The 26,083-nt window shown below is 57.9% G+C and carries 24 protein-coding genes and 1 pseudogene; 11 read left to right on the plus strand and 14 right to left on the minus strand.

Features of this window, described 5'->3' with window-relative positions:
* Positions 1–2 precede the first annotated feature (2 nt).
* A complete protein-coding gene (gene zwf / locus AWX27_RS16900; protein WP_019452799.1) occupies positions 3–1,478 on the minus strand; it encodes a glucose-6-phosphate dehydrogenase in 1,476 nt (491 codons plus the stop codon).
* A 448-nt stretch (positions 1,479–1,926) separates the two neighbouring features.
* On the opposite strand from zwf, the gene AWX27_RS16905 reads away from it, so the two are divergent.
* The 3 genes from AWX27_RS16905 (at position 1,927) to AWX27_RS16915 (ending at position 5,399) form a co-directional block, all read left to right on the plus strand.
* Positions 1,927–2,799: a MurR/RpiR family transcriptional regulator gene (locus AWX27_RS16905; protein ID WP_038877144.1), complete on the plus strand. Its 873-nt coding sequence runs from the start codon at positions 1,927–1,929 to the stop codon at positions 2,797–2,799.
* Between the two features lie 190 nt (positions 2,800–2,989).
* Positions 2,990–4,432: a pyruvate kinase gene (pyk, locus tag AWX27_RS16910; RefSeq protein ID WP_019452801.1), complete on the plus strand. Its 1,443-nt coding sequence runs from the start codon at positions 2,990–2,992 to the stop codon at positions 4,430–4,432.
* A gap of 85 nt (positions 4,433–4,517) precedes the next feature.
* The gene (locus AWX27_RS16915) at positions 4,518–5,399 is read left to right on the plus strand and encodes a leucine-rich repeat domain-containing protein (RefSeq protein ID WP_060423913.1); all 882 of its coding nucleotides are present in this window, start codon (positions 4,518–4,520) and stop codon (positions 5,397–5,399) included.
* Positions 5,400–5,448: 49 nt separating this feature from the next.
* Here AWX27_RS16915 and lpxM read toward each other — a convergent pair whose 3' ends face one another.
* The 3 genes from lpxM to znuA form a co-directional block, all read right to left on the minus strand.
* Positions 5,449–6,417: a lauroyl-Kdo(2)-lipid IV(A) myristoyltransferase gene (gene lpxM, locus AWX27_RS16920; RefSeq protein WP_015378127.1), complete on the minus strand. Its 969-nt coding sequence runs from the start codon at positions 6,415–6,417 to the stop codon at positions 5,449–5,451.
* Between the two features lie 149 nt (positions 6,418–6,566).
* Positions 6,567–7,889, minus strand: coding sequence for a murein DD-endopeptidase MepM (gene mepM / locus AWX27_RS16925; protein ID WP_038877136.1), 1,323 nt, complete (start codon positions 7,887–7,889; stop codon positions 6,567–6,569).
* Positions 7,890–7,910: 21 nt separating this feature from the next.
* Entirely contained in the window at positions 7,911–8,855 is a 945-nt protein-coding gene (znuA, locus tag AWX27_RS16930; RefSeq protein ID WP_060424108.1) for a zinc ABC transporter substrate-binding protein ZnuA, read from the minus strand.
* A 78-nt stretch (positions 8,856–8,933) separates the two neighbouring features.
* Between znuA and znuC the strand changes: the two genes are divergently transcribed.
* Both znuC and znuB read left to right on the plus strand, forming a co-directional pair.
* On the plus strand, positions 8,934–9,692 hold the full coding sequence (znuC, locus tag AWX27_RS16935) for a zinc ABC transporter ATP-binding protein ZnuC (RefSeq protein WP_004932357.1): 759 nt from the start codon (positions 8,934–8,936) through the stop codon (positions 9,690–9,692).
* On the plus strand, positions 9,689–10,474 hold the full coding sequence (znuB, locus tag AWX27_RS16940) for a zinc ABC transporter permease subunit ZnuB (RefSeq protein ID WP_038877132.1): 786 nt from the start codon (positions 9,689–9,691) through the stop codon (positions 10,472–10,474). Before znuC ends, znuB begins: the two co-directional genes overlap by 4 nt.
* Positions 10,475–10,693: 219 nt before the next feature.
* On the opposite strand, the gene ruvB is transcribed toward znuB, so the two are convergent.
* From ruvB to AWX27_RS24645, 7 genes are all read right to left on the minus strand, one after another.
* Complete coding sequence (gene ruvB / locus AWX27_RS16945) at positions 10,694–11,698, minus strand: Holliday junction branch migration DNA helicase RuvB (RefSeq protein WP_038877130.1); 1,005 nt, start codon at positions 11,696–11,698, stop codon at positions 10,694–10,696.
* A gap of 19 nt (positions 11,699–11,717) precedes the next feature.
* Positions 11,718–12,332 (minus strand): Holliday junction branch migration protein RuvA, encoded by a 615-nt coding sequence (gene ruvA / locus AWX27_RS16950; protein WP_060423916.1) that lies wholly within the window; start codon positions 12,330–12,332, stop codon positions 11,718–11,720.
* 112 nt (positions 12,333–12,444) lie between these two features.
* Positions 12,445–12,966: a crossover junction endodeoxyribonuclease RuvC gene (gene ruvC, locus AWX27_RS16955; RefSeq protein ID WP_004932367.1), complete on the minus strand. Its 522-nt coding sequence runs from the start codon at positions 12,964–12,966 to the stop codon at positions 12,445–12,447.
* A gap of 57 nt (positions 12,967–13,023) precedes the next feature.
* Positions 13,024–13,767, minus strand: a complete 744-nt coding sequence (locus tag AWX27_RS16960) for a YebC/PmpR family DNA-binding transcriptional regulator (RefSeq protein ID WP_033647638.1) — start codon at positions 13,765–13,767, stop codon at positions 13,024–13,026.
* A 20-nt stretch (positions 13,768–13,787) separates the two neighbouring features.
* The gene (nudB, locus tag AWX27_RS16965) at positions 13,788–14,234 is read right to left on the minus strand and encodes a dihydroneopterin triphosphate diphosphatase (RefSeq protein ID WP_019452808.1); all 447 of its coding nucleotides are present in this window, start codon (positions 14,232–14,234) and stop codon (positions 13,788–13,790) included.
* On the minus strand, positions 14,234–16,018 hold the full coding sequence (gene aspS / locus AWX27_RS16970) for an aspartate--tRNA ligase (RefSeq protein WP_060423918.1): 1,785 nt from the start codon (positions 16,016–16,018) through the stop codon (positions 14,234–14,236). The genes nudB and aspS overlap by 1 nt, the downstream gene beginning before the upstream one ends.
* Positions 16,019–16,092: 74 nt before the next feature.
* The gene (locus AWX27_RS24645; protein ID WP_320204121.1) at positions 16,093–16,323 is read right to left on the minus strand and encodes an FmdB family zinc ribbon protein; all 231 of its coding nucleotides are present in this window, start codon (positions 16,321–16,323) and stop codon (positions 16,093–16,095) included.
* Between the two features lie 214 nt (positions 16,324–16,537).
* Between AWX27_RS24645 and AWX27_RS16975 the strand changes: the two genes are divergently transcribed.
* The 5 genes from AWX27_RS16975 (at position 16,538) to cmoB (ending at position 20,291) form a co-directional block, all read left to right on the plus strand.
* Positions 16,538–17,116 (plus strand): hydrolase, encoded by a 579-nt coding sequence (locus tag AWX27_RS16975; RefSeq protein ID WP_060424110.1) that lies wholly within the window; start codon positions 16,538–16,540, stop codon positions 17,114–17,116.
* Between the two features lie 47 nt (positions 17,117–17,163).
* Positions 17,164–17,979, plus strand: coding sequence for a DUF72 domain-containing protein (locus tag AWX27_RS16980; protein WP_100395852.1), 816 nt, complete (start codon positions 17,164–17,166; stop codon positions 17,977–17,979).
* A gap of 102 nt (positions 17,980–18,081) precedes the next feature.
* The gene (locus tag AWX27_RS16985; protein WP_004932387.1) at positions 18,082–18,477 is read left to right on the plus strand and encodes an MAPEG family protein; all 396 of its coding nucleotides are present in this window, start codon (positions 18,082–18,084) and stop codon (positions 18,475–18,477) included.
* Positions 18,478–18,579: 102 nt separating this feature from the next.
* Complete coding sequence (gene cmoA / locus AWX27_RS16990; RefSeq protein ID WP_049202466.1) at positions 18,580–19,323, plus strand: carboxy-S-adenosyl-L-methionine synthase CmoA; 744 nt, start codon at positions 18,580–18,582, stop codon at positions 19,321–19,323.
* Positions 19,320–20,291, plus strand: coding sequence for a tRNA 5-methoxyuridine(34)/uridine 5-oxyacetic acid(34) synthase CmoB (gene cmoB, locus AWX27_RS16995; RefSeq protein WP_060423921.1), 972 nt, complete (start codon positions 19,320–19,322; stop codon positions 20,289–20,291). The genes cmoA and cmoB overlap by 4 nt, the downstream gene beginning before the upstream one ends.
* A 36-nt stretch (positions 20,292–20,327) precedes the next feature.
* On the opposite strand, the gene AWX27_RS17000 is transcribed toward cmoB, so the two are convergent.
* Positions 20,328–22,031 carry an FKBP-type peptidyl-prolyl cis-trans isomerase N-terminal domain-containing protein gene (locus tag AWX27_RS17000; protein WP_060423923.1) on the minus strand — a complete coding sequence of 568 codons (1,704 nt, stop codon included), beginning with the start codon at positions 22,029–22,031 and terminating at the stop codon, positions 20,328–20,330.
* Complete coding sequence (locus AWX27_RS17005; protein ID WP_060423926.1) at positions 22,028–22,432, minus strand: hypothetical protein; 405 nt, start codon at positions 22,430–22,432, stop codon at positions 22,028–22,030. The genes AWX27_RS17000 and AWX27_RS17005 overlap by 4 nt, the downstream gene beginning before the upstream one ends.
* 436 nt (positions 22,433–22,868) lie before the next feature.
* Between AWX27_RS17005 and AWX27_RS17010 the strand changes: the two genes are divergently transcribed.
* The gene (locus tag AWX27_RS17010; RefSeq protein ID WP_060423929.1) at positions 22,869–24,689 is read left to right on the plus strand and encodes a hypothetical protein; all 1,821 of its coding nucleotides are present in this window, start codon (positions 22,869–22,871) and stop codon (positions 24,687–24,689) included.
* Positions 24,690–24,701: 12 nt separating this feature from the next.
* On the opposite strand, the pseudogene AWX27_RS24895 reads toward AWX27_RS17010, so the two are convergent.
* Positions 24,702–25,957 (minus strand): annotated as a pseudogene (locus AWX27_RS24895) (IS3 family transposase).
* Positions 25,958–26,083: the final 126 nt, after the last annotated feature.

Here is a 26,083-nt window from a genome sequence, read left to right on the forward strand (position 1 = left end):
CATTACTCGAACTCGTTCCAGGAACGGCCGTCGCGGGTGATCATCGCCACCGAGGCCACCGGCCCCCAGGTGCCCGCCTGATAAGGCTTAGGCGCCTCGTTGTCGGCTTTCCATGCGTCCATGATGGAGTCGACCCACTTCCAGGCTTCTTCCACTTCATCGCGGCGCACGAACAGCGCCTGAATGCCGCGCATGGTCTCCAGCAGCAGGCGCTCGTAGGCGTCCGCCACGTGCTCCTGGTTGAAGGTTTCCGAGAAGCTCAGGTCCAGCTTGGTGGTCTGCAGACGGTGCTTGTGATCCAGCCCCGGCACCTTGTTCAACACCTGAATTTCGATGCCTTCGTCCGGCTGCAGGCGGATGGTCAGCTTGTTCTGCGGCAGCTGCTGGTAAGAATCGCTGAACAGGTTAAGCGGCGGGTTTTTGAAGTACACCACCACTTCCGAGCATTTGGTCGGCAGACGTTTACCGGTACGCAGGTAGAACGGCACCCCGGCCCACTGCCAGTTGTCGATATCCACGCGGATGGAGACGAAGGTTTCGGTGCTGCTGCTCTTGTTCGCCCCTTCCTCTTCCAGATAACCCGGCACTTTCTTGCCCTGGACGAAACCGGCGGTGTACTGACCGCGCACGGTGGTTTCCCGTACATTGGTCTGATCGATACGGCGCAGCGAGCGCAGTACCTTCACCTTTTCGTCGCGGATACGGTCGGTGGTCAGATCCGCCGGCGGCGACATGGCGATCATGGTCAGGATCTGCAGCAGGTGGTTCTGGATCATGTCGCGCATCTGGCCGGCCTGGTCGAAGTAACCCCAACGCCCTTCGATGCCCACCTCTTCCGCCACGGTGATCTGCACCGAATCGATGGTGCGGTTATCCCAGTTGGAGGCGAACAGCGAGTTGGCGAAACGCAGCGCCAACAGGTTCAGCACCGTCTCTTTGCCGAGATAGTGGTCGATACGGTAAACCTGGGATTCGTTGAAGTACTCCGCCACCTGATCGTTGATCACGCGGGAGGACGCCAGATCGGTGCCCAACGGCTTTTCCATTACCACGCGCGCCGGCTCATGATTCAGCTTGGCTTCGCCCAACCCTTTGCAGATGGCGCCGAAGGTGCTTGGCGGCATGGCGAAGTAGTTGATGGTGGTGCGGTGTTTCTGATCCAGCATTTTACCCAGTTTGGTAAAGTTCTTGCTGTCGTTGACGTCCAGATTGCAGAAGTCCAGGCGTGCGCTCAGCGTGGCCCAGAGTTCGTCATCCAGTTTTTCTTTCATGAAGGTGCCAAGCGCTTCCTTGACCACTTCGGTATACGCTTTTTTATCCCACTCCGCGCGGCCGACGCCGATGATCCGCGTATCCGGGTGGATGTGTCCGGCTTTCTCTAACTGGTACAGGGAAGGCAGCAGCTTACGGCGCGCCAAATCACCTTTCGCGCCGAAAATAACCAGGTCACACGCCTGGGCTGTAGAGGTTACCGCCATGTTCATCTCCTCGTTGCAGGATATTTGTAATTTTCTTACATTACTAATGTACTCTGTTTGACTACGGCCAGCAAACCCGGCGCAGAAGCAGGAAAAAAGACCTCAAGATTCCAGTGGTAGCGCCAATGCGCGCCAGAGCCCGCACAGGCGGGCAAAACTGTAATTTTTCGTCTTTTTTGACGCTCTGTTACCATTATGAAAGTTAGACACAGGTCATATTCTGGTGAAAAAAGCCTGCATACGCCCTGTCGAGACTGCCAACGGTTACCAGCACGTAGTATATTTTCACTAAACCGGCATTGATTTCTCCTTTGTTTGAAATCGACATACCCTATCGATTCCAGGTTACAGCCGCTCGTTTGGCGTCTGCGTGCGCGGCGAACACGGGCGAAATTCGGCGCTGTTGCTTGAAAGCCACAGGGATAAAACCATGAGTGACTCTCGTTATATGAATACGCTGGACAAAATCCAGAGCCATCTGGAACTCCTGAGCAAATCTGAAAGGAAAGTCGCCGAGGTGATCCTGGCCTCCCCACAGACCGCCATTCACTCCAGCATTGCCACGCTGGCGCGCATGGCCGACGTCAGCGAACCTACCGTCAACCGCTTTTGCCGCCGCCTTGATACCAAAGGCTTTCCCGATTTCAAACTGCACCTCGCCCAAAGCCTGGCTAACGGCACGCCCTACGTAAACCGTAACGTTGAGGAAGACGACAGCGTCGATTCCTATACCAGCAAGATCTTCGAATCGGTCATGGCCAGCCTGGATACAGTAAAGGCAAATTTGGATATTGCCGCAATCAATCGTGCGGTTGACCTGCTCACCCAGGCAAAAAAGATCTCTTTCTTCGGCCTGGGCGCCTCCGCGGCGGTGGCGCACGACGCGATGAACAAATTTTTCCGCTTCAATATCCCGGTGGTCTACTTCGATGACATCGTCATGCAACGCATGAGCTGCATGAACTCCGGCGAAGGCGACGTGGTGGTGTTGATCTCACACACCGGCCGCACCAAGAATCTGGTGGAGATGGCCCACCTGGCGCGAGAAAACGACGCGACGGTATTGGCTATCACCTCGCGCGACACCCCGCTCGCTCAGGCGGCGACCCTCCCTTTGCTGCTCGATGTGCCCGAAGACACCGACGTTTACATGCCGATGGTGTCGCGGATCGCGCAATTAACGCTCATTGACGTGCTCGCCACCGGATTTACCTTGCGCAGAGGGGCTAAATTCAGAGATAACTTGAAGCGGGTCAAAGAAGCGCTCAAAGAATCGCGCTTTGATAAAGGGGTGGTCATTCCCAACAGTTTTGACTCGTGACCTGACGAAGAAAAAATCGCCGTTCAACAGACATTTGAATGACGGCATCAGAGGCTGTACCCTGTTAATATGCTCATGCGGGTAACCCGGGTGAAATATCAGTGTTGTAAAATTACATTTCACGCCTGGTTTCGTTATCCGACGTTTATCGCAACACCAATATTTGCTTCACCAGTCAACGGAGTAATACATGTCCAGACGGCTCAGAAGAACCAAAATCGTTACCACCCTGGGTCCGGCTACAGACCGCGACAATAATCTGGAAAAGATCATTGCCGCCGGCGCCAACGTAGTTCGGCTTAACTTCTCCCACGGCAGCCCGGAAGACCACCAGGCTCGCGCTGACAAAGTGCGTGAAATCGCCGCCAAACTGGGACGTCACGTCGCTATCCTCGGCGATCTGCAAGGGCCGAAAATCCGCGTATCCACCTTCAAGGAAGGCAAAATCTTCCTCAACGTGGGCGATAAATTCCTGCTGGACGCCAACCTGTCAAAAGGCGAAGGCGATAAAGAAAAAGTCGGTATCGACTATAAAGGCCTGCCTGCCGACGTGGTACCGGGCGATGTCCTGCTGCTCGACGACGGCCGCGTTCAGCTGAAAGTGCTCGAAGTTCAGGGCATGAAAGTGTTTACCGAAGTCACCGTCGGCGGCCCGCTGTCCAACAACAAGGGCATCAACAAACTCGGCGGTGGCCTGTCGGCCGAAGCGCTGACCGAGAAAGACAAGGCAGACATCGTGACCGCCGCCAAGATTGGCGTCGATTACCTGGCGGTCTCCTTCCCGCGTACCGGTGAAGACCTGAACTATGCTCGCCGCCTGGCACGCGACGCCGGCTGCAACGCCAAGATCGTGTCCAAGGTTGAGCGCGCCGAAGCGGTCTGCAGCGACGAAGCGATGGACGACATCATTCTGGCCTCCGACGTGGTCATGGTTGCCCGTGGCGACCTCGGCGTTGAAATCGGCGATCCGGAACTGGTCGGCATTCAGAAGAAACTGATCCGCCGCGCCCGTACCCTGAACCGCGCGGTGATCACCGCAACCCAGATGATGGAGTCGATGATCACCAACCCGATGCCGACCCGCGCCGAAGTCATGGACGTGGCCAACGCCGTACTGGACGGCACCGACGCCGTTATGCTGTCGGCGGAAACCGCCGCCGGCCAATACCCGGCGGAAACCGTGGCGGCGATGGCGCGCGTTTGTCTGGGCGCCGAGAAGATCCCAAGCATCAACGTCTCCAAGCACCGCCTGGACGTGCAGTTCGACAACATCGAAGAGGCGATTGCCATGTCTTCGATGTATGCCGCCAACCACCTGAAAGGCGTTACTGCGCTGATCGCCATGACCGAGTCCGGCCGCACCGCGCTGATGATGTCACGCATCAGCTCCGGCCTGCCGATCTTCGCCATGTCGCGTCATGAACACACGCTGAACCTGACCGCACTGTATCGCGGCGTGACGCCGGTGTATTTCGACAGCCACAAAGACGGCGTGATCGCCGCCAATGAAGCCGTCAATCGCCTGCGCGACAAAGGCTTCCTGGTCTCCGGCGATCTGGTGATCGTCACCCAGGGCGACGTGATGGAAACCGTCGGCACCACCAATACCAGCCGTATCCTGCGCGTCGAGTAATCCACGCCGCAGACGAAATGCCGGCCGGCTCACGTTGGCCGGCATTTTTTTTGCCCTGACACCGCCATAAAAGACGGAGAACGCCATGCTCCACCAACACACTCCCGCAGCGAGCGATGATGAGCTCGATCTCGACGGCCACGGCCTGACGCAGCTCGACGAGTCGCCGTTAGCCGGCCACGCGCTGCGCAAGATTAGCCTGTACGACAATCAGCTGACGGCCTTCCCCGCCTCGATCTTCCGGCACCGAAATCTGCGGGTGCTGAATATCTCCTGTAATCAGCTCGACCGCCTGCCGCCGGAGATTGGCCAGCTGCAACAGCTCGAGATGTTCGATTTTGGCCACAATCGCGCAAGCGAACTCCCCGAAGAACTGGGGCAGCTGCATCGGTTGAAATACCTCTATCTGAGCGATAACGGCTTTAGCGAGCTGCCGCGCTCGCTGGCGCAGCTGCAGCAGCTGGTTTACCTCAACGCGACCGACAACCATTTAACCGCTTTACCACAGGCAATACCGAGGCTTGCGGCATTGCAGGAGCTGCGTTTATACAACAACCGCATCGGCAGCCTGCCCGCCGAAATCGGGCAACTGCGCGCGCTGCGCGAACTGCATATCATGAAAAATGCCCTGACTTCGCTGCCGGCGGAAATGGCTCAGCTCGGTGAGCTGGAGATACTCGATGCGGCTAACAATGCCATCGCCGAGCTGCCGCTGGCCTTCTGCCGGCTGCCGCGGTTGAGCGAGCTGAACCTGCGTTTCAATCAGCTGACGCGTCTGCCGGAAAATATCGGCGAGCTGACGGCGCTCAGAAGTCTGGACCTGCGCGCCAACCGCCTGAGCGACCTACCGGAAAGCCTCGGCGAACTGAGCCGCCTGCGCAAGCTGGACCTGCGCTGGAATGATTTCACCCGCACGCCTAAAGTCGTCGACATCCTGCGGGCTCGCGGCTGTATGGTGCACATCTGAAGAGACGCCGGTCGGGTTGTGGCCCGGCCGGCGTTAGCGGTAGACAGGATTAACGATACAGATCGTCGCGCGAGTAAGGTTCAATCTCCCCTTCCTTGCGCGTCTTCAGCAGTTTGAGGATCCAGGTGTACTGCTCCGGGTTCGGGCCCACCAGATTTTCCACCTCTTCGTTCATGCGGCGGGCAATGCGCGGATCGTCGGCTTCGGCCAGGTCATCCATCGGCTCGCGGATATAAATGTCCAGCATGCTGGTTTTGCCGTCGTACACCGGGAATAAAGGCACGATCGCCGCACGACACACCTTCATCAACCGGCCTACCGCCGGCAGCGTCGCCTTATAGGTCGCGAAGAAATCGACGAACTCGCTGTGCTCCGCGCCATGATCCTGATCGGGCAGGTAGTAGCCCCAATACCCCTGCCGCACCGAACTGATAAACGGTTTGATGCCGTCGTTGCGCGCGTGCATGCGGCCGCCGAATTTACGCCGCACGGCATTCCACAGGTAGTCGATAAGCTGATTACGCTGATTGTGGAACATCGCGGCCATCGGTTGGCCGCGCGCGGCCATCAGCATCGCCGGCACATCCACCGCCCAGCCGTGAGGCACCAGGAAAATGACGTTGCGCCCTTCCGCCCGGATCTTGTCCAGCACCTCTTCACCGTGCCAACGCACGCGCTTGAGCACTTTCTCCGGCTTGGTGCAGGCCAGTTCCGCCATCAGCACCATCGACTGCGGCGCGCAGGCGAACATCTGGTCGATGATGTGCTCACGTTCGCTTTCCGGCAGCTCCGGCAAGCAATAAAGCAAATTGATGCGGGCACGACGGCGTGCGCCCTTCGCCAGCTTGCCGGCCAGTTTGCCGACCGCCCCCAGCACCGGATCGCGCAGGCGCGCAGGCACCAGCGAAATGCCGGCCATCAGGCCGGTTCCCAACCACACGCCCCAGTAGCGCGGATATAAAAAGGCTTTCTGAAACTGCGGGATGAACTCTACGTTCGATTTCTTCTCGTTTTGCATGCACATGCTCTTTGCTTAGCGATTCGGCTAATCATAATTGCCATCACCGATTTTGCAATTAACAACCGCGAACCGCCCAGATAAAACAGCATCGGCCCGCAATCAGGCCGATGAAATTGACGGCGCCGAAGCGCCGGAAAAAGGGGGTATTAATCCAGCTGCAGCTGAGGAACCACTTCCTTCACCTGCGCCAGATAATCGCTGCGGTCTTTGCCGCTCAGCCCTTCGGAACGCGGCAACTTGGCCGTCAGCGGGTTCACCGCCTGTTGGCCGGTCCACAGTTCAAAGTGCAGGTGCGGCCCGGTGGAGCGCCCGGTGTTGCCGGAAAGCGCAATGCGATCGCCGCGTTTCACCTTCTGGCCCGGTTTCACCAGCAGTTTTTTCAGGTGCATATAGCGCGTGGTGTACTGGCGACCGTGACGGATCGCCACATAGTTGCCCGCCGCGCCGCTGCGTTTGGCGATCACCACCTCACCGTCGCCGACCGCCAGCACCGGCGTGCCGACCGGCATGGCGAAATCGACGCCCTTGTGCGGCGCCACGCGGCCGGTCACCGGGTTCACGCGACGCGGGTTGAAGTTGGAGGAGATGCGGAACTGTTTCATGGTCGGGAAACGCATGAAGCCGCGCGCCAGGCCAGAGCCCTGGCGATCGTAGAATTTGCCGTCTTCGGCGCGGATCGCATAGTAATCTTTGCCGCCGGTGCGCAGACGCACGCCCAACAGCTGGCTTTGCGATTTCTTACCGTCGAAATGCTCGCGCGACATCAGCACGGAGAACTGGTCGCCTTTGCGCAACTTGCGGAAATCGAGCTGCCACTGCAGCGCCTTGATCACCGCATTGATTTCGTTACGGCTCAGCCCGGCGTCGCCGGCGCTGCTGACGAAGCTGCCGTTGACCCGGCCGCTGATCACGTTGTTGCGCCATTCACCCTGCTGCGCCTCTTTCGACTCTTTGAAGCTATTGCCGACGCGGTCATAGGTGCGGGTTTCGCGGCGGGAAACTTCCCAGGTCAACTGCTGCAGATCGCCCGCATCATTGACGGTCCACGACAGCTGTTGGCCGATCTTCAGATTACGCAGATCGCGGTTTTGCGAAGCCAGCAAGGTGACATCCGACATATCGATGCCGTACTGCGTCAGAATGCTGCCGAGGGTGTCGCCGGTGGAAACCACATATTCATGCACGCCATCGTCGCCGGCATCTTTTTGATCCAGCTCATCCTGCGGGATTTCGTCATCGGGGGTGGGTTGGTCGGCATCAATCGGTTCACTGGCTTCAGGGAGCAATGACCGCATCTGGCTGGATTCTAACTCGACGCTCTTGGCAATGGGGTTGTGTTCTGGGTGGTAAACAAAAGGCCGCCAAACAGCGACGGCCAATGTGACGACTGTCAGCGACCCCAGCATGACGCGGTGGGGCCGTGGCAGGTTGTTATACGCCAGAGCGATAGTTCGGACTATCTGCTGCACTCGATATTATCCTCATAAGCTTTACTTCAGGCAGCTCACGTACTGGTTTGACAGCTGAGTCAGGAATTTCCCGTAGCTGTCCTTCCCCAGCGCGATGCCGATGCCCAGCGGGTCCAGCGTTCCGGAACGCACTTTGGTACCCTTGGCGACGGCATTGATTACGGCCGGCCTGAATTGTGGCTCAGCAAAAACGCATACCGCTTTCTGCTCAACCAACTGTGTTCGAATTTGGTGTAGGCGCTGTGCTCCAGGCTGAATTTCGGGATTGACGGTGAAATGGCCCAGCGGACTCAAACCGTAGTGTTTCTCAAAGTAGCCGTAAGCATCATGAAAAACAAAATAACCCTTACCTTGCACAGGCGTAAGCATGTTACCAACATTTTTGTCAGTTTGCGTCAGCAGATTCTCGAACTGGCGCAGGTTTGCGTCTAATTTGTCCTTATTTTGCGGCATAAGTTCCAACAATCTGTCGTGAATCGCGATCGCGGTCACTTTTGCTATCTCCGGCGACAGCCAAACGTGCATATTGTACTCGCCGTGATGATGCCCATGATCGTCATCGGCATGGTTATGCGCTTCGCCTGCATGATCATGATCGTCGTCATCTTCGCCTTTCATCAGCAACGGCTTCACCGCCGGCAGTTCGCTGATGGCCAGTTTGCGGGTTGCCGAGATCGGCACCAGCGCCTTGTTCAGGAACGCCTCCATGTCCGGCCCAACCCACAGCACCAGGTCCGCAGAGCGCAAACGCTGGATATCGGAAGGGCGCAGCGCAAAATCGTGCGGTGAAGCGCCGTCCGGCAGCAACACCTCGGTCGGCGTCACGCCGTCGGCGATGGCCGATGCGATAAAGCCTAGCGGACGAATCGAGGTCACCACCGCAGCGGAAGCGCTGCTCAGCGGGCCGGCCATCAACAGTGCGCTGGCCAGCAGCGTGCGCTGCAGCCATTTATTTTTCTTTGCCATCATCAGTAATCCCATCGTTTTCATCAACAAGGCGTGATATTATAACATTCGCTTCGTTCTGCAACCTGTAATCTCGAGATGTCTACACTGATAACGCTAAAAAATATCTCCGTCGCCTTCGGCAGCCGCAAGGTGCTGTCGAACATTTCCCTCAGCCTGCAACCCGGCCGTATTCTCACGCTGCTGGGCCCGAACGGCGCGGGCAAGTCTACGTTGGTGCGCGTGGTGCTGGGATTGGTCAAACCGACCGCCGGCACGCTGGAGCGTGAGCCCGATCTGCGCATTGGCTACGTGCCGCAAAAGCTGCACCTCGACGCCACCCTGCCGTTGACCGTCAGCCGCTTTATGCGTCTCAAGCCCGGCGTAAAGAAAGCCGACATTCTGCCGGCGCTCAAGCGCGTGCACGCCGCTCACCTGCTCGACCAGCCGATGCAAAAGCTCTCCGGGGGCGAAAACCAACGCGTGCTGCTGGCGCGAGCGCTGCTGAACAAACCGCAGCTGCTGGTGCTGGACGAACCCACGCAAGGGGTGGACGTCAACGGCCAGCTGGCGCTGTACGATCTCATCGATCAGCTGCGTAAAGAGCTGGGCTGCGCCGTGCTGATGGTCTCGCACGATCTGCATCTGGTGATGGCGAAAACCGACGAGGTCTTGTGCCTCAATCAGCACATCTGCTGCTCCGGGGCACCGGAGGTGGTGTCGATGCATCCCGAATTCATCGCCATGTTCGGCAACCGCGGCGCAGAGCAACTGGCGGTGTATCGCCACCATCACAACCACCGTCACGACCTGCAGGGAAGAATTGTCTTGAAGAAAACCGGGAGCCGCGAAGCATGATTGAACTGTTACTTCCCGGCTGGCTGGCTGGCGTGTTGTTGGCTGGCGCCGCCGGGCCGCTGGGTTCCTTCGTGGTCTGGCGTCGCATGTCCTACTTTGGCGATACCCTGGCGCACGCCTCGCTGCTCGGCGTCGCCTTTGGTCTGCTGCTGGACATCAATCCCTTCTATGCGGTGATCGCCATTACGCTGCTGCTGGCTCTGGCCCTGGTGTGGCTGGAACGCCGCCCGCAGCTTTCAGTGGATACCCTGCTCGGCATTCTGGCCCACAGCGCCCTGTCGCTCGGGCTGGTGGTGGTGGCGTTGATGTCTAACGTGCGGGTCGATCTGATGGCCTACCTGTTCGGCGATCTGCTGTCGGTCACGCTGAGCGATATCCTGATGATCGCCGGCGGCGTCGCCGTGGTGCTGCTGGTGCTGTGGTGGCAGTGGCGCGATCTGCTGTCGATGACCATCAGCCCGGAGCTGGCGCACGTCGACGGCGTTAACCTGGTGCGCGCACGCACCGTGTTGATGCTGGTCACCGCCTTGACTATCGGTCTGGCGATGAAATTCGTCGGCGCGCTGATCATCACCTCACTGCTGATCATTCCGGCCGCCACCGCTCGCCGCTTCGCGCGCACGCCGGAACAGATGGCCGGCGTCGCGGTGCTGCTCGGCATGGTGGCCGTCACCGGCGGCCTGACCTTCTCGGCGTTTTACGATACGCCGGCCGGCCCTTCGGTGGTGCTCTGCGCCGCCGTGCTGTTCACGCTGAGCCTGTTCAAAAAACAGCAGGCCTGATTAAAGCCGGGATATGACAAGGGCCGCTGATGCGGCCCTTTCTACTGCTGACAGAGGAGGAAAAAACGCGGTTTTTCCTCCTCTGTGGTGAGCAGCCGAAAATCAATGAATTGATTTTCCTTTTTTATGTGCGCCTTCTATAGACCCGGTAACGTCATCAAGTTCAACATTAACGTCAAGGGCCGCAGATGCGGCCCTTTTTTATGACGGGTGGAAAACTTATGCTTCGCGCTCGAGCCCGAAGTGCCGGTAGGCATGCTGCGTCGCCAGGCGGCCGCGCGGCGTGCGCTGGATAAAGCCCTGCTGGATCAGGAACGGCTCGATCACGTCCTCGATGGTTTCACGCTCTTCGCCGATCGCCGCCGCCAGGTTGTCCAGCCCGACCGGGCCGCCGGTAAATTTGTCGATAATCGCCAGCAGCAGTTTGCGATCCATATAGTCGAAGCCTTCGGCATCGACGTTGAGCATATCGAGCGCCTGCGCCGCCACCGAACCGCTGATCACCCCGTTGGCGCGCACTTCGGCGAAGTCGCGCACCCGGCGCAACAGGCGGTTGGCGATACGTGGCGTCCCCCGCGCACGGCGGGCCACTTCATGGGCACCCTCGTCGGACAGTTCCAACCCCAGGCACCCGGCGCTGCGCGAGACGATGTGCTGCAAATCCGCCACCTGATAAAACTCCAGCCGCTGGACAATGCCGAAGCGATCGCGCAGCGGCGAGGTCAGCGAGCCGGCGCGGGTAGTGGCACCCACCAGCGTGAACGGCGGCAAATCGAGCTTAATCGAACGCGCCGCCGGCCCTTCGCCGATCATGATATCCAGCTGGTAGTCTTCCATCGCCGGATACAGCACTTCTTCCACCACCGGTGACAAGCGGTGAATTTCGTCGATGAACAAGACGTCATGCGGTTCGAGGTTGGTCAGCATCGCCGCCAAATCGCCCGCCTTCTCCAGCACCGGGCCGGAAGTGGTGCGCAAATTCACGCCCATTTCGTTGGCCACGATGTTGGCCAGGGTGGTTTTCCCCAACCCTGGCGGGCCAAAGATCAGCAGATGGTCGAGCGCGTCGCCGCGCTGCTTGGCCGCCTGAATGAAGATCTCCATCTGCTCGCGCACGTGCGGCTGGCCGACGTATTCGGTCAGCAGCTTGGGACGAATGGCGCGATCGAGGATCTCTTCTTCGTTGATCGGTTCGGCGGAAATCAGGCGATCGGCTTCAATCATTATCTACCCCTTTTCGGCCTTACAGGGCGGCGCGCAGCGCGTCGCGGATCAGGGTTTCGCAGTCGGCGCCCGGCTTGGCAATCTTGCTGACCATGCGGCTGGCTTCCTGCGGCTTATAGCCCAGCGCCACCAGCGCCGAAACGGCCTCGGCTTCCGCGTCCACATCCGGCGCTTTGTCGGTGGCAGACGGCAGGCTGATCTCGCTGCTGCTGTTGAACAGGTCGCCGTTAAGCCCTTTGAAACGGTCTTTCATCTCTACCACCAGGCGCTCGGCGGTTTTTTTGCCCACGCCCGGCAGCTTGACCAGTGCAGTGATCTCTTCGCGCTCCACCGCGCTGACGAACTGCTGCGCGGACATGCCCGACAGGATCGCCAGCGCCAGCTTCGGCCCGACGCCGTTGACCTTGATCAGCTCGCGGAACAGCGCGCGCTCCTGCTTGTCGTTGAAACCGTACAGCAGCTGCGCGTCTTCACGCACCACGAAGTGGGTAAACACGATGGCCTCTTGCCCCAGTTCCGGCAGCTCGTAAAAGCAGGTCATCGGCATGTGTACCTCATAGCCCACGCCGTTCGCCTCCAGTAACACCAACGGCGGCTGCTTTTCCAGAATATTTCCTCTGAGACGACCTATCATTTACCCTCCTGCAGAATGACCGGGCATGGCGCCCTGCCATGCCGTTGCTGGTAAAGCTTATAACATAAAAAAGGCTGGATGAATATCCAGCCTGAGCAATCATCGCTTTGCGTCAGCGCAAACGCCCGCGCGCCAGGTTCAACCGCCCTTCGCTCATCCGCAGCACGTTCTGGCTGAGGTGGCAGTGGGTGATAGCGATGGCCAGGGCATCGGCGGCGTCCGCCTGCGGGTTGGCCGAGAGTTTTAGCAGCGAGCGCACCATGTGCTGTACCTGCGCCTTTTCGGCCGCGCCGGTGCCGACCACGGTCTGTTTGACCTGCCGCGCCGCATACTCGAACACTTCCAGATTCTGATTCACCGCCGCCACGATCGCGACGCCGCGCGCCTGGCCGAGCTTGAGCGCCGAATCCGGGTTCTTGGCCATAAACACCTGTTCGATGGCGAAGAAATCGGGCTGAAACTGGGTGATGATCTCACTGACGCCGGCGTAAATCAGCTTCAGCCGCGTCGGCATGTCGTCCACCACCGTGCGGATGCAGCCGCTGGCGATATAGCTCAACTGACGCCCCTGCTGGCGGATAAGGCCATAGCCGGTGACGCGTGAGCCGGGATCGATACCGAGTATGATCGCCATATCTACATCCACCTTGCATGCACGGCGCCGCCGAACGGCGGCGCCCGTTTTACCGGATTACAGCGTCGCCGCCACTTCGTCGGAGATTTCACCGTTATGGTAAACTTCCTGCACGTCGTCGCAGTCTTCCAGCATATCGATCAGGCGCAACAGCTTAGGCGCGGTTTCCGCGTCCATGTCGGCCTTGGTCGATGGGATCATCGACACTTCCGCCGCTTCGGCTTCGAAGCCCGCCGCGGTCAGCGCGTCTTTCACCGCGCCCAGGCTTTCCCAGGCGGTGAACACGTCGATCGCGCCATCGTCATAGGTCACGATGTCTTCCGCACCGGCTTCCAGCGCCGCTTCCATCACGGTGTCTTCATCCAGGCCCGGTGCGTAGGTGATCACGCCCTTCTTGGTGAACAGGTAAGCCACGGAACCGTCGGTGCCGAGGTTGCCGCCGCATTTGGTGAAGGCGTGGCGCACTTCCGCCACGGTGCGGTTGCGGTTGTCGCTCAGGCATTCGATCATGACGGCGGTGCCGCCAGGGCCGTAACCTTCATAGATGATGGTTTCCATGTTGGTATCATCATCGCCGCCCACCCCGCGCGCGATGGCACGGTTCATGGTGTCGCGCGTCATGTTGTTCGACAGCGCCTTGTCCATCGCCGCGCGCAGACGCGGGTTGGAATCCGGATCGCCGCCGCCCAGCTTGGCGGCCGTGACCAGCTCACGAATAATCTTGGTGAAAATTTTACCGCGCTTGGCGTCCTGCGCCGCTTTACGGTGCTTTGTGTTGGCCCACTTACTATGACCTGCCATAAAAAAATCTCCGAAAAAAACTACTGGACTGAATTGATCACGAACTCTTCAATCGCCTGCTGATTGCTCCATGACTTGGTTAACTTCACGGCCTCGGCCGCCTCAAGCCATTGGTAAGCGTGATGCTCGGTAATCACCGGATCGCGCTCCTCGGGCAACGCCAGACAGAACCAGTGCTCTTTATTGCGCGTGGTTCCCGGCGCATAGCGATGTCGCAAATGGACAAAGAGTTCAAACTCCACGCAGCGCTGGCAATCGAACAACGGCAGGTGCTCTGCTTCGATATCGATGCCGACTTCTTCCATGACTTCACGCTGCGCGGCATGCGGCGGCGACTCATCCTGTTCCAGGCTGCCGGTGACCGACTGCCAGAACTCGGTATCGTCGCGCCGCTGTAACATCAGCACCCGACCACTGGATTTCGCGTAAATCACTACCAGGATAGATTCAGGGCGCTTGTAACTCATCACTCGCTCTCTTGTTCCGCACCGGCTTTCTTTACCACGCTGATCGCCAGCTCCTGCAGCGACGCCGGGTTGGCGAAGCTCGGTGCGTCGGTCATCAGACAGGCCGCCGCGGTGGTTTTCGGGAAGGCGATGACGTCGCGGATGTTGTCGGTGCCGGTCAACAGCATCACCAGACGATCCAGGCCGAAAGCCAGGCCGGCGTGCGGCGGCGTACCGTACTTCAACGCGTCCAGCAGGAAGCCGAACTTCTCGCGCTGTTCGTGTTCGTTAATGCCCAGAATGCTGAACACCGTCTGCTGCATTTCGCTGCGGTGGATACGCACCGAACCGCCGCCCACTTCGTAACCGTTGATCACCATGTCATAGGCGTTGGCGATGGCGTTGACCGGCGCTGCCGCCAGCTCTTCCGGGCTCATGTCGCGCGGCGAAGTGAACGGGTGGTGCATGGCCGCCAGGCCGCCCTCTTCGTCTTCTTCGAACATCGGGAAGTCAACCACCCACAGCGGTGCCCAGCTGTCGAGTTGCGTCAGCGCCAGATCGCGACCCAGCTTCAGACGCAGCGCGCCCATCGCATCGGTGACAATCTTGAAGCTGTCGGCGCCGAAGAACAGGATATCGCCGGTCTGCGCATCGGTGCGCGCCAGGACCGCTTCCAGCACGTCCGCGCTGAGGAATTTGGCGATCGGGCTCTGCACGCCTTCCATGCCGGCGGCGCGGTCGTTGACTTTCAGCCACGCCAGGCCTTTGGCGCCGTAGATGTTGACGAAAGCGCCGTACTCGTCGATCTGCTTGCGGGTCAGCTGTGCGCCGCCCGGTACGCGGATCGCCGCCACGCGGCCTTTGGCGTCGTTGGCCGGGCCGGAGAAGACTTTAAACTCGACGTCTTTGACCAGGTCAGCCACGTCCACCAGCTCCAGCGGGTTACGCAGGTCCGGCTTGTCGGAGCCAAAGCGACGCATCGCTTCGGCGAAAGTCATGACCGGGAAATCGCCCAGATCCACGCCCTTCACGTCCAGCCACAGTTCGCGCGCCAGTTTCTCCATCACTTCACGTACCTGATCGGCGGTCATGAAGGAGGTTTCGACGTCGATCTGGGTGAATTCAGGCTGACGGTCCGCACGCAGGTCTTCGTCACGGAAGCATTTGACGATCTGGTAGTAACGATCGAAGCCGGACATCATCAGCAGCTGTTTGAACAGCTGTGGGGACTGCGGCAGCGCGTAGAATTTGCCCTTGTGCACGCGGCTCGGCACCAGGTAATCGCGGGCACCTTCCGGCGTCGCCTTGGTCAGCATCGGCGTTTCGATATCGAGGAAGCCGTGGCTGTCCATGAAGCGGCGAACGAAGCTGGTGATTTTGGCGCGGGTCTTCAGACGCTCGGCCATTTCCGGGCGACGCAGATCCAGGTAGCGGTATTTCAGGCGCGCTTCTTCACTGTTGACCTGGTTGGAGTCCAGCGGCAGCGGCTCGGAGCGGTTGATGATTTCCAGCGCGTGGGCGAACACTTCCACTTCGCCGGTGGCCATATCTTTATTGATCTGGCTGTCCGGACGCGCACGCACGGTGCCGACGATCTGGATGCAGAACTCATTGCGCAGGTCGTAGGCCTTGTCGAACGCCACTTTCTGGTCCGGATCGAAGAACACCTGCACGATGCCTTCGCGGTCGCGCATATCAATAAAGATCAGGCCGCCGAGATCGCGACGACGATTGACCCAACCACACAGAGTGACTTCCTGGCCCACGTGGGACAGATTCAACTGCCCGCAATATTCAGTACGCATACGCTATCCTTTTACACAGCCGATGCCGCGCCGGGCTACTGCGCCCCTGTCGCGCGGCTGTTATCTGATAAATTCTACTTGTTACCCGGTTTAAAATCCGTCGCATACCAGCCGGTACCCTTAAGCTGGAAACCGGAGGACGAGATCAACTTGGTCAACGCGGGCTGCCCACACGCCGGGCAGTCTGCCAGCGGCGCATCGGAAAATTTTTGCAATTTCTCTAACCGATGGTTGCAAGCACCACATGCATATTCATAAATCGGCATAGGTCGTTGGATTAAAGAGTGTTGAAAAAAGGGAGTCATTATAAAGGAAATTCATCCGCCCGATAAGTGCGAACACAGCATTGTTACTGCACTAAATGGCGCGTTTTCGTTCGAATCAACACATCGATTAACAAATTTCCCATTAACCTGCGACAGTTTTTTCACGTAGCCTGATTCTCCCCCGGTTTGCGCCGTACGCTGCTCGCCTGGCGCGCCGAACAGTTTTTATCCACTTCGCAACGAGATGAAATCCATGCTGAAACTTGACGCCCAAACCACCGCTCTGGTGCTGATCGATTTGCAAAACGGCATTCTGCCCTACGCCGGCGGCCCGCACAGCGCCGACCAGGTAGTGGCGAACGCCGCCCTGCTGGCCGCGCGTTTTCGTCTGCTGGGCGCGCCGGTGCTGCTGGTGCGCGTCGGCTGGTCCGACACCTTCGCCGAAGCGCTGAAACAGCCGGTGGACAAACCGGCTCCCGCGCCCGCCGGCGGCTTGCCGGTCAGTTGGTGGGAGTTCCCCGCACCGCTGGCGGTCAATGACAGCGATATTCTGGTCACCAAACGCCAATGGGGCGCCTTCTACGGCACCGATCTGGATTTACAGCTGCGCCGCCGCGGCATCAAATCCGTGGTGCTGGGCGGCATCTCCACCAATATTGGCGTAGAGTCCACCGCGCGCGCCGCCTGGGAACACGGCTATGAACTGGTGATCGCCGAAGACGTCTGCAGCGCGCAGAACGCGGAAATGCACCGCTTCGCGTTCGAACACATCTTCCCACGTCTGGCGCGGGTGCGCGACACCGGCGAAATTCTTGCCGCGCTCGAGCGGTAACGTTAAGTTGTAGCCTGATGATCTCAGTAAAGGAAGACGACGCCGTGATCTACATCGGATTGCCGCAGTGGCAACATGCGGCCTGGAACCGCATCGGGCTGCGTGACTTGGCGGATTACAGCCGCTACTTCAACTGCGTGGAGGGTAACACCACCTTCTACGCGCTGCCGAAGCTGGAAATCGTGCAGCGCTGGCGCGACATGACCGGCGACGATTTTCGCTTCTGCTTCAAATTCCCGTCGGACATCAGCCACAAGGCTGCCCTGCGTAACTGCGCCGCCGAGCTGCAGGCGTTTTACCACTGCCTGAGCCCGGTGCATCAGCGCATCGGCCAACTGTGGCTGCAGTTGCCCGCCGCCTTCGGCCCTGACGAGCTGCCGCGCATGTGGCAATTCTTCGAAAGCCTGCCGAAGGAATTCACCTACGGTGTTGAAGTGCGTCATCCGGCGTTTTTCGCCAAGGGCGAGGCAGAGCGTGCGCTGAATCAGGGGTTGCACCAGCGCGGCATCAATCGGGTGATCCTCGACAGCCGCCCGGTGCATCACGCCGCCCCCCATACCGCCGCCGTGCGCGATGCGCAGCAGAAAAAACCGAAGCTGCCGGTGCATGCCCTGGTCACCGCCGACCAGCCGCTGGTGCGCTTTATCGGCGGCGATCAGCTGGCCGACAACCTGCGCTGGTTCGAAGCCTGGCAGCAAAAACTGCCGCTGTGGCAGCAACAGCATCAGCCTTATCTGTTTATTCATACGCCGGACAACGGCGATTCGCCCCAGCAGGCGCAAAAAATTTGGCAGCAGCTACGCCTGGCGATCCCCGATTTGCCTGCGCCGCCGGACTGGCCGGAACAGGATGCACTGTTTTGACCTATTAATCTGACCAATAACATCAAATATTTCCCCGCGACAGTGAATACAATGACGGCTATGATGCTGGCTGCCAGTTTTGGTTAGGGAACGGAGTTAAAAATGGTAAGCGCGCTTTATGTGGTGCTCGGCGCATTGTTGTTGATCAAACTCTCTTATGACGTAGTCAGATTAAGGATGCAGTACCGCGTAGCCTACGGCGACGGCGGGTTCTACGAATTGCAGACCGCCATCCGCGTGCATGGCAACGCCGTTGAATACATTCCGATCGCTGCCGTATTGCTGGTGATCATGGAGATGAACGGCGCGGAAATCTGGATGATTCACCTCTGCGGCCTGATGCTGATGGCCGGGCGGCTGGTGCATTACTACGGTTTGCGCAACCGCGAGGTTCGCTGGCGCCGTTCAGGCATGGCCGCGACCTATATCTCTTTGCTGTTGATGGTTCTGGCAAATATCTTCTATCTGCCCTGGGATCTGATTTTCAGTCTGCATTGATCCCGTTTTATCATCAGGCGGCCGCGCCGCCTGCTTCCGCTCCGCTTTTTTACGCTTTTCTGTTAGACTACGCAGCTTCGAATTCTGAACTGATTTGCCGCTATGCCAAACCGCGATACCCTTTTCTCCGCCCCCATCGCCAAATTGGGCGACTGGACCTTCGACGAACGCGTTGCCGAAGTGTTCCCCGACATGATCCAACGCTCCGTTCCCGGCTATTCCAACATCATCTCGATGATCGGCATGCTGGCCGAACGCTTTGTGCAACCCGACAGCCGGGTGTATGACCTGGGCTGCTCGCTGGGCGCGGCAACGCTGTCGATGCGGCGGAATATCAAGGTGCCCGGCTGCAATATCGTCGCCGTCGACAATTCGCCGGCGATGGTGGAACGTTGTCGCCGCCATATTGACGCCTTCCGCGCCGACACGCCGGTTGACGTCATCGAAGCCGACATTCGCGACATCGACATCGAGAACGCCTCGATGGTGGTGCTGAACTTTACGCTGCAGTTCCTCGAACCGGCCGATCGCCTGCGCCTGCTGGAGAAAATTTATCGCGGCCTGCGCCCGGGCGGCGCACTGGTGCTGTCGGAGAAGTTCAGCTTTGAAGACGCCGAAGTCGGCGAACTGCTGTTCAACATGCATCACGATTTCAAACGCGCCAATGGGTACAGCGAGCTGGAGATCAGCCAAAAACGCAGCATGCTGGAAAACGTGATGCTGACCGACTCGGTAGAGGCACATAAGGCGCGCCTGCATCAAGCCGGGTTCGAGCATGCCGAAGTGTGGTTCCAATGCTTCAACTTCGGTTCGCTGATCGCCCTGAAAGCGGGGGATGCGCAATGATCGAGTTCGGTGATTTCTATCAGCGCATCGCCAAAAGCCCCCTCAGCCATTGGCTGGACACCCTGCCTGCGCAGCTCAGCGCCTGGCAACGCGAATCGCTGCACGGCAAATTCAAACAGTGGTTTAACTCGGTAGAACATTTGCCGACGCTGACCCCAACCCGCCTCGATCTGCTGCACGGCGTGCGCGCCGAGATGGAGCCCGGCCTGTCGCCGGGCCAGCTCGAGGGCATCGAGAAAATGCTGCGCACCCTGATGCCATGGCGTAAAGGGCCGTTCTCGCTGTATGGCATCGATATCGATACCGAATGGCATTCCGACTGGAAGTGGGATCGCGTGCTGCCGCACATTTCTCCGCTGGCCGGCCGCACCATTCTCGACGTCGGCTGCGGCAGCGGCTATCACCTGTGGCGCATGATCGGCGCCGGCGCACACTTTGCCGTAGGCATCGATCCGATGCAGTTGTTCCTGTGCCAGTTCGAAGCGGTGCGCAAGCTGTTGGGTGGCGATCAACGCGCCCACCTGCTGCCGCTCGGCATCGAGCAGTTGCCGGATCTGGCGGCGTTCGACACCGTGTTCTCAATGGGGGTGCTATATCACCGCCGCTCGCCGCTCGATCATCTCTATCAGCTGAAAAATCAGCTGGTGGCTGAAGGGGAGCTGGTGCTGGAAACGCTGGTGGTGGAAGGCGATCGCCACCAGGTGCTGGTGCCGGGCGATCGTTATGCACAGATGCGCAACGTGTATTTCATTCCTTCCGCCGAAGCGCTGAAATGCTGGCTGGAGAAGTGCGGTTTCGTCGACGTGAAGATCGCCGATATGTGCGTCACCAGCCTCGAAGAGCAGCGCCGCACCGACTGGATGACCAGCGAGTCACTGGCCGAATTCCTCGATCCGAACGATCGCAGCAAAACGATCGAAGGCTATCCGGCGCCCCTGCGCGCCGTGCTGACCGCCAAAAAACCCTAGCGTTCGCTAATCGGGCCGGCCTGAGCCGGCCCGAATTTACCCGTTGTCGACATCGACAATCCGCAGCTCATACACCATGGTCGCGTTCGGCGGGATCTGCGGCGCATAGCCCGTTTCTCCGTACGCCAACGCCGGCGGCACCACCATTGTCAGAGAGCCATGATTTTTCAGATGGCCGATCGCCTCGCGGAACAACGGCGGATAGGCAGAGAGCGGCTGTGACATCACCTTCCCACTGCGATCCATATCCTGAATCACGCTGCCGTCGGTTAAGCTCTCTTTCACCACAATGTCTACCCGTGCGTTTTCCTTAATGGCTTCATCACCCACATAATCGATGCGATACCAGAAACCGGCAGGCGACTTCTGCGTGCCTTTCTTCTTTTTAAACTCGGTGACGAACGCCTCGCCCTTGCTGGTCTGCACCTTCGCCGCCTGGTTTCTGGCGTCGTTCACCGCTTTTTCCGACTCCGACAGCGCGCGGGTCAACTGTGCATCGCTTAGTTGGTAATGGCCGTTGAAGGTATCGATCACGCCCGCCAGCAGCAGGGTTTTATCGGGATTGATGCCCCAATTTTTACGCTCCGCCAGCATCGTTTGAATATCGCGTCCCAAAGCGACACCGGCAGCATAGCTCTGCTGTTCCGGCTTTTTCTTGAGCGCCTGCGCATCCGGCAGCCATTTGGCCCGCGATCTCAGCCCGCTCAGCTCGTCTTGCAAAGCTTGCTGCGCCTGCTGGGCGGCCGCCAGCTCCGTTGCCGTTTTATCCGCCTGCAGTGTCGCTTTATCCCGCTGCTGCGCAGCCTGCGCGCTTTCCGCCGTTACCACCGCCAAACGTTGTTCCAACGCTTTAGCTTGTTCGGTTTGCGTCTTGTTTTTTTCCTGCAGCTGCGCCAGCTGCTGCTGCAGTTCACCCGTCGCCTTGACGGCTTCAGCCTTTTGCTGCGCCAGCGCCGTCTTCAGGCTTTTCTCTTGCTGTTCGGCCTGTTGGCGTTGATCATCACGCTCTTTCTGCAGCTGCGCCAGCTGCTGCTGCAGTTCGCCCGTCAGCCTGGCAGCCTCGGCCTTCTGCTGTTCCAGCTCAGCGGCGGCCGCTTTTTTATCCTGCTCATAACGCTGGCGCGCTTTATCGTTGGTGGTCTGGGCCGCCGCCAGTTTCTCCTGCCAAGCCTTATCCGCCTGTTCAGGCAACGCCGCCAGCCGTTGTTCCAGCAAGGCAATGCGCCAGTCGCGCTCCTCGGTTTGCTGCTTTTGCCGCGCTAACGCCGCCTGCGCTTCGGCGATCTGCGCCTGAGCCTTGCGCTCCTGCGGCGTCAGGTTCAGCGCCTGTCGTACGCCGCTGGCGAAGTCGCTCAACGCGCTCAAATCAGGCGCCGGTGTCGGTTTATCGGCAGCGCTCAGGGACGACGCAACCCGCAATGCGGTCAACTCCTGCTGCAGGGATTGAAGAGCGGCTTGCTGTTGCTCCAGGCGAGTCTCTTTCTCGCGCAGCGTCTTTTGCAACTGCGCCAGTTGCTTTCTCTGTGAGCTCGTTTCACGAGTTTGAACCGGCCGGGACGCTGGCTTTTGGCTTTCCTGGGATGGGGTAACCACGGTCTCGGCTGCCGGCGCGTCCTGCCGCTGGTAACGCTCGGCAAACTGCAATAATGCCGGCACATCGTCATCCGCCCCGGCCACCGCCGGTGCAAACGCCAGCGGTATCATCAGGCTCAGCAAGGCCTTTCTTGCTCGAGGGGTCATTGGGCGCGTTCTCCACGCTCAGCCAAGCCGGTCATCATGGCAGAACTGATGTCCGCGCAAAGACGGCTGGTGCGATAACGATACAGGGCATCGACGGTTTCCTGCGTGCCCGTGTTGACCCGCTGACGTACCCCGGCATACTGCGCGGCACCGCCCATCAAGATATCGAATTCGCGTTTGAATTTTTGGTATTTTTCGTTATCCATGCCGCGCATGGCATCCAACTCGCGCTCGCACTGCTGCATGCGCTCGGCCTCACGCTGCCGTTTGTCTTGTTCCGCAATTTCTTCTGCGCTGGGCGGCTGGCTTAATGTAGAAACAGGTCGCTTGGCGGTCTGGCAGCCGGTCAGGGCCAACGTCAGTAAAAGCGCCGCGCTCAAACAGTGTGCCGTTCGGGTCATTATCGTTATCTCCTTGTTTAGTCCGCCGTTAACGCGCCCTGCGGCTGCGCCGACGGCTCTCCTCAATTGATGCTGTGATGTTCCGGCCATAAGGCAGGCGATGAACAGGTAAAAATACCGGCGCGGTGACGAGCGGCAGAACGCAAACCATTCACCACGACAATACATACCAAAAAATCATTTAATATTATGATATTTAAAGGATTTTAACTCACAAACTTATCAGCAGGGCATGGCGATCGCAAGAAGAGATGGGGCCGCCGACCGAATAACAGCGTTGAAACGGTGCTGCGTCTTGACAAGGTACCAGGCCAACGCATGCTCCAATTGCCGCGGCCTGAACTTCACGCTGTATCAGCACCCAGCAAACCTCATCGACTTTTTGAAACGTCCATCCTGATTGAGAATCGTGTTGCCAACCAACAGGAGAAATTTCATGAACAATATGATTAGTGTTAATAACATCAGTGAATTGCGTAATCTGACGCCAGTTACAGATGACCAGATTGTCTTTTTAGTTTCTCACACCCCCGGACATTTCGCCGGCGGCGGCGAATTCTATTATGCGAAAACGGATACAACCAGTGCGGACAATAACGGTACCGTGGTGGTTACAACGGGAGGAGCCCGCTGGAAACGACTGGATCAGAAACTGACTTTCGATCACTTCGGCGCTGATCCTAGTGGCACTTCCACCTCTGACGCAGCAATCAGCGCGACATTAAACTATGCCGCGAGTTTAAAAAACAAAGTGGTCTATGCTTCGGAAAATGCTCAATATCTGCTGACCAGCACTCAACCTATCAACGTCGCTAATGGCATCACAGTCAGAGGATCCCGCCGCGGTCTTGCTCAAGGCCCTGCAAGTCTTACAAACAATGGCCCTAATCGGGCAGGCCTTGCGGACGATAGTGCTTTCATCATCAAAAAGCCGGCAGGTGCGGTTTGTTTCGCCTGCGATAAGAACGTTGTCTTTGATGGTTGGTCGTTCCTCTATCCAGATCAGAAATATACTGCCACCCAGCCGGAGGCGTTTGTTCCATACGGGGCCACCATTACCGCAACCGGCGCTCTGTCAGTCGCCAACTGCCGTTATGTAGGCGCCTATGATTTTGTTGAAGCTCGTGGAGAAGCCAACAACTTTGAGAATATCTACGGTTGGGCAGTACGCTGCGACTACAGGGTTTATGAAAGCAGGGACATCAACAGATTTACCAATGTTCACGTCAATGCCAACGTCGTGCGCCCGACAGAAAACGCGGTGACTGCCTCTATCGCTGTAACCGGTTCTTGTGCTTTCAATCTCGATCGCCACGACAATACGTTTATGGTGAATGTGTTCTCTTATGGCAAAAAGATCTTTATCAAAACTACAACACAAGGAACCTCCTATTTAGGCGGCCTTAGCCTGAGCAATTTCATGGCTGACAGAAATGGTACCGGAATTGATATCGACTCGGATTCCTCCGCCAATATTCAAATCGCCAACGGTTCTTATATTAATGACTATGGTGATACCGTTGGGGGCTTCCTGGTATTAAGAAAGTCTACTGGCCAATCAAATATCACCCCAGTGCAAATCAGCAATGTTAACTTCGCTACCGCTAATGGACCGAAGGGTTCACTCTCTCCTCAGGCCGTTCGCTTCGAAGCGAACGGCGGGTATCAACTTTCATTCAGCAACACCGTCATGCCAATGTGGACGAACGGCAGTCTGAACAATGAAGCGGGTTACAACATTCTTAGAGGCACACTGAGCATTGCACAACGCAGCTACCAGCTACATGCGGCCCCGCTAAATTGTTTGACGAACAGCAATATGATCGCCATCGGTGCTGACAAACAGCCTGTAGGCTGGTTTATTGACGGAAATCTGACGGCGGATAGCAATATCCTGACCGCCAATGGAGATAACCCGGCTTATAAAGGTTTAGGTCAACGTATTCATCGGAGCATGGGACTGAGAACATTCTGGGCCATCGCATCCTCTATCGGCGATCAATCTACCGCGCAAGCTTCGACTGGCATTTGGGCCCGCTCGTTCAACGATAACTATACCGACACTGTCGAGAGCAATGAAACTATTCCCTGGATACGCATCGGCAACCTTTACTACGCGCGTTTTGTCATGAACAACAATCGCACTATCCACGATATCCTGATCAATCCCGGAAATGGCAATAATGCGGTGCGCGTTTTAAACTGCGGCATTACTCCGGGCGAAGTCTTCAACTTCTCGCCCGATGCACAGCACTAATCATCCACATGACTAGTCCTGGCATAGGTTGACACTTTTATGCCTGTAAAACGCCTGATGCACCGCATCGGGCGTTTTATATTTTAGCGACTGGTGAGGCCGCTCTCCGTTGTAAATTTCTATCGATTCCCTCACCATCTTTCTTGCCTGCTCCAGATCTGCCGGGCGTGATAGCAAAAACTCCGTCTTCAGTATCCCGTTCACCCTTTCCGCCAATGCGTTCTGATAGCAGTCATAGCCATCTGTCATTGAGCATATTAGCCCGTATTTTTCATGGATTGACTGGTAACCTGCTGAACAATATTGTATTCCACGGTCCGAGTGATGGATCAGTGGCTGAGTCGTTTTTCTCTGCTTTAAGGCCTGTTTCAGAACCTGCACGACATTGTCAGTACGCAGATCGCTGTGTACATGATGGCCCATTATTTTCCTTGAGCAGGCATCCGTTATCAGGCTCAGATAGACCATGCCATTCCGGGTTGGCAGATAGGTAATATCTGCTACCCATACCTGTTCTGGTCGCCTGACCACCACCTGTTCCGGTCCCGTTTTTAATAAATTGGGATGTCGCCGAAAACGATGATGGCTGTCCGTTGTTTTATGGTACGCCCGTCTGACTGGCACCAGCAGCCGGCGTTCCTTCAGCAGAGAGAACAACCGGTCACGTCCGACATGCAATCCATCATCTGATTGTTTATTCAGTAGATAATGCAACTTACGGGTCCCGATACGCGCCTGACGTACTCTTATCGTTTTAACAAAATCGACGATCCGGACATCACGAGCCCGCTGCTTACTAAGCCGTGTATTGTGCTGATATCAGGCTTGTCGGCTGTGTCCCAGGAACTGACAGGCCCGGGTAATGGTTATTTTTTGGGGCTGTTTTTGCGTGAGGACTTGCCTGGCCGCTTTTTTATGACACTGATCCCATAGTCATTTTTCAGCACGTTAACGACAGCATCCAGGAACTCCGCTTTCTGGGTGACCAGCTCAAGCTGTTCTTCAAGTTCCCTGATCCTTTGCTCAGGAGTTAAAGGGGCAGACGGTTGGCTCATGGGCAACTCCCGGCTGGAGAGAGAGGGAAGACCTGGGGCCCAGTTAAGGTGGCCATGCTTGCGTAACCAAGTCAGAACGGTCGAACGTCCCTGAATACCATAGCGCAGTTGAGCCTGTTTGTAGGTCATTTCGCCTTTTTCAACCTGCTCAACAACAGCAATTTTAAAAGACAAAGGATAGTCGCGTTGTGTGCGTTTAAACTCGGCCATTATCACGTTCTCCGGATTTAAGTCGAAAACGTGTCAACGCTATTCAGGACGGGTCAAAGACATAAAAAAAGCCCCGGCAAAACGCCGGGGCCTGGTACTTGCGCGATCGCCGAGAGCTCAGTGACACGC

It is taken from the genome of Serratia sp. 2880STDY5682894 (genome assembly GCF_001537385.1).
GTDB classification, from domain to species: domain Bacteria; phylum Pseudomonadota; class Gammaproteobacteria; order Enterobacterales; family Enterobacteriaceae; genus Serratia; species Serratia nevei.

Excerpts from the sequence above, each read along its gene's own strand:
- zwf (WP_019452799.1), bottom strand. The coding sequence starts at position 1,478 with ATGGCGGTAACCTCTACAGCCCAGGCGTGTGACCTGGTTATTTTCGGC.
- AWX27_RS16905 (WP_038877144.1), top strand. The coding sequence starts at position 1,927 with ATGAATACGCTGGACAAAATCCAGAGCCATCTGGAACTCCTGAGCAAA.
- pyk (WP_019452801.1), top strand. The coding sequence starts at position 2,990 with ATGTCCAGACGGCTCAGAAGAACCAAAATCGTTACCACCCTGGGTCCG.
- AWX27_RS16915 (WP_060423913.1), top strand. The coding sequence starts at position 4,518 with ATGCTCCACCAACACACTCCCGCAGCGAGCGATGATGAGCTCGATCTC.
- lpxM (WP_015378127.1), bottom strand. The coding sequence starts at position 6,417 with ATGCAAAACGAGAAGAAATCGAACGTAGAGTTCATCCCGCAGTTTCAG.
- znuA (WP_060424108.1), bottom strand. The coding sequence starts at position 8,855 with ATGGCAAAGAAAAATAAATGGCTGCAGCGCACGCTGCTGGCCAGCGCA.
- znuC (WP_004932357.1), top strand. The coding sequence starts at position 8,934 with ATGTCTACACTGATAACGCTAAAAAATATCTCCGTCGCCTTCGGCAGC.
- znuB (WP_038877132.1), top strand. The coding sequence starts at position 9,689 with ATGATTGAACTGTTACTTCCCGGCTGGCTGGCTGGCGTGTTGTTGGCT.
- ruvB (WP_038877130.1), bottom strand. The coding sequence starts at position 11,698 with ATGATTGAAGCCGATCGCCTGATTTCCGCCGAACCGATCAACGAAGAA.
- ruvA (WP_060423916.1), bottom strand. The coding sequence starts at position 12,332 with ATGATAGGTCGTCTCAGAGGAAATATTCTGGAAAAGCAGCCGCCGTTG.
- ruvC (WP_004932367.1), bottom strand. The coding sequence starts at position 12,966 with ATGGCGATCATACTCGGTATCGATCCCGGCTCACGCGTCACCGGCTAT.
- AWX27_RS16960 (WP_033647638.1), bottom strand. The coding sequence starts at position 13,767 with ATGGCAGGTCATAGTAAGTGGGCCAACACAAAGCACCGTAAAGCGGCG.
- nudB (WP_019452808.1), bottom strand. The coding sequence starts at position 14,234 with ATGAGTTACAAGCGCCCTGAATCTATCCTGGTAGTGATTTACGCGAAA.
- aspS (WP_060423918.1), bottom strand. The coding sequence starts at position 16,018 with ATGCGTACTGAATATTGCGGGCAGTTGAATCTGTCCCACGTGGGCCAG.
- AWX27_RS24645 (WP_320204121.1), bottom strand. The coding sequence starts at position 16,323 with ATGACTCCCTTTTTTCAACACTCTTTAATCCAACGACCTATGCCGATT.
- AWX27_RS16975 (WP_060424110.1), top strand. The coding sequence starts at position 16,538 with ATGCTGAAACTTGACGCCCAAACCACCGCTCTGGTGCTGATCGATTTG.
- AWX27_RS16985 (WP_004932387.1), top strand. The coding sequence starts at position 18,082 with ATGGTAAGCGCGCTTTATGTGGTGCTCGGCGCATTGTTGTTGATCAAA.
- cmoA (WP_049202466.1), top strand. The coding sequence starts at position 18,580 with ATGCCAAACCGCGATACCCTTTTCTCCGCCCCCATCGCCAAATTGGGC.
- cmoB (WP_060423921.1), top strand. The coding sequence starts at position 19,320 with ATGATCGAGTTCGGTGATTTCTATCAGCGCATCGCCAAAAGCCCCCTC.
- AWX27_RS17000 (WP_060423923.1), bottom strand. The coding sequence starts at position 22,031 with ATGACCCCTCGAGCAAGAAAGGCCTTGCTGAGCCTGATGATACCGCTG.
- AWX27_RS17005 (WP_060423926.1), bottom strand. The coding sequence starts at position 22,432 with ATGACCCGAACGGCACACTGTTTGAGCGCGGCGCTTTTACTGACGTTG.
- AWX27_RS17010 (WP_060423929.1), top strand. The coding sequence starts at position 22,869 with ATGAACAATATGATTAGTGTTAATAACATCAGTGAATTGCGTAATCTG.